Raw genomic sequence first — 2,257 nt, 5'->3', positions numbered from 1 at the left:
CGTCGTCGGACGCGTCGAAGGGCAGCGCGCCGGGCGCCGCACCGGGGGCGTCGTCGTCGCCCTGCGCCACGAGGTCCTCGAGCGGGACGATGTGCGGGTGGGGGACCACGAGGGCGCGCACGCCGTAGTCGCGGGCGAGGGTCGCCGCGGCGCCGGGGGTGAGCGTGAGCACGGCGTCCGCGCGGCCCAGCAGCACGGCCAGGCGGTCTCGGTGGGGGCCCTGGTCCGTCAGGTGCGGGTTCTCGAGGTCGTGCACGGTCACGACGACGGCGCCCCCGTGCGCGTGCTGCGCGTCCAGGGCGGCGGCCAGCTGGGCGGGGCTGAAGTGCTCGAAGCCGAAGTGCACGTGCAGCACGTCCGGGCGGTGCTCGGCCAGCCACTCCGCGTGCAGGGCCCGGGGCGGCCACCACTGGTGCGCGGGCGCGCCCGGCACCGGCGGGTCCGGCAGGAACTCCACGTCCGGCGCGGCGCCCGGGTCGAGGGGGCGGATCGCGCGGGTGTACGGGTGCTGCGCGGGCACGTGCTGGACGGTGATGCTCACGGGGGGGGCCTCCTGACCTGGGGGATGCGATGCCGCGCGGGCGGCGTGTCCCCGTCCCGGGCCGGGGGTCGCGGAATCTAGTCTGTCAGGGCAGGATCGGAGAATCGGAGCAGCGGCATCCTGTCCGTTCCGGCGCGCCGCCGCGTCGAGGAGCGCCGCCGCAGGTGAAGGGGATCGTGGACGTGGACTCGCAGCCGCAGGGACGTGTGCTGTACGTGACCGTGGGCGCGCCGGAGCACGGCGTGGTGCGCCATGGCCGGCAGACCGCCGCCGCCCTCCGTCGGGTGGGCGCCGAGGTGGAGCTGCTCACGGCGGAGGACGTCGCGGCGTTCCGGGGCCTCGTGCCCCTGCTGGAGGAGGCGCGCGCGCTGGGCGCCGCCGTGCACCTGGACGTCACGGACGCGCTGTTCGGCCCCACCGCGACCGCCGCCGCGGACCTGCTCGTCGACGTCCTGCCCGAGGGCACCACGCTCACCCTGCACGACATCCCGCAGCCCGCCGAGGGCGACGGCCGCTACCGCCGCCGCGGCGAGGCATACGCGCGGCTCGCCCAGGCGGTGGACGGCGTCGTGGTCTCCTCGCAGCACGAGCGGGCGCTGCTGGCGGACCTGGTGGACGTGGCCGCGGACGTGGTCCCGCTGCCCGTGGAGGACCGCCGGGCCGCGGCCGCCCGCGCCGAGCCGGTGGTGCCGGAGAGCATGGCCGGCCTCGACCGGGACCTCGTGCTCTTCGGCTTCGTCTACCCGGGCAAGGGGCACGCCCTCGCCCTGGAGGCCCTCACCGAGCTGCACCGCCAGTGGGGCCCGGACTCCGGGGCGCCGCGCCGGCTGACGGCGCTCGGACCCGTCAGCATCGGGCACGACGACCTCGTGGCGGAGCTGACCCGCGACGCCGAGGCGCGCGGCCTGGAGTTCCGCGTCACCGGGTTCGTGGCGGACGAGTTCGCGGACGCGGCCCTGCTCTCGGCGGGCATCCCGTTCGCGGCGCACCGCAACGTGTCCGCGTCCGGGTCCCTGGCGGCGTGGACCTCGGTGGGACGGCGGGCGATCGCCTCGGCGGGCCGGTACACCGAGGAGATGGAGAGGCTGCGCCCGGGCACCCTGCGGCTCGTGCACCCGAACGGGTCGCCGGCCTACGCGATGGCCGAGGCGATCGCCGAGGCGGTCGAGGCCCCCGAACGCACGTGGCTGGACCCCGGCGTGGACCTCGCGCCCGGCGCCGAGGACTGCGCGCGGATGCTCTTCGACGTACTCCGCCGCGTGCACGGGTGGGCGTGAGCCCCGCCGTCTCCGTGGTGGTGCCCTACTACCGGGCCCAGGCGGACCTCGACCGGCTCACAGCCGCGCTCGCGGCCCAGGAGGGCGTGGCCGGCGGGCTGCAGCTCGTGGTGGCCGACGACGGCTCGCCCGTCCCGCCCCGGCTGGACCCGGGCCTGCCGTTCGACGTGGTGACCGTGCGCCAACAGGACCGCGGGTTCCGCGCCTCGGCGGCCCGGGCGCTCGGGGCGGAGGCGGCCGACGGCGACGTGCTCGCCTTCCTCGACGGGGACATGCTCCCCGAACCCGGGTACCTCACCGCGGCGCTGACCGCGGTGGCGCAGGCGCCCCGGGACGCCGCGGTGGTGGGCCGGCGGCGGCACCTGGCCGAGGCCTGGCTGGAACGGGCCTGGGCGCACGGATGGCGGCCCGGGCACGAGGTGCCCGCGGACGCCCGCCT

Annotated in this window: 3 protein-coding genes; 2 read left to right on the top strand and 1 reads right to left on the bottom strand. The window is 77.6% G+C overall.

Going from position 1 to position 2,257, the window contains the following annotated elements; all coding sequences use genetic code 11:
• Window positions 1-541, bottom strand: a 541-nt coding sequence (locus HMPREF3105_RS01685) for a glycosyltransferase family 4 protein (protein WP_141762389.1), incomplete at its 3' end; no start/stop codon positions are given.
• 164 nt (window positions 542-705) lie between these two features.
• Here HMPREF3105_RS01685 and HMPREF3105_RS01680 point away from each other — a divergent pair.
• Both HMPREF3105_RS01680 and HMPREF3105_RS01675 read left to right on the top strand, forming a co-directional pair.
• Window positions 706-1,818 (top strand): glycosyltransferase family protein, encoded by a 1,113-nt coding sequence (locus HMPREF3105_RS01680; protein ID WP_070708625.1) that lies wholly within the window; start codon window positions 706-708, stop codon window positions 1,816-1,818.
• Window positions 1,815-2,257: glycosyltransferase (locus tag HMPREF3105_RS01675; RefSeq protein WP_246830310.1), on the top strand; the 443-nt coding region annotated here is incomplete at its 3' end. The genes HMPREF3105_RS01680 and HMPREF3105_RS01675, both read left to right, overlap by 4 nt.

Origin of the sequence: Micrococcus sp. HMSC31B01 (genome assembly GCF_001816085.1) — a bacterium.
Lineage (GTDB): Bacteria > Actinomycetota > Actinomycetes > Actinomycetales > Micrococcaceae > Micrococcus > Micrococcus luteus.
This window is presented reverse-complemented; position numbering and strand designations above follow the sequence as displayed.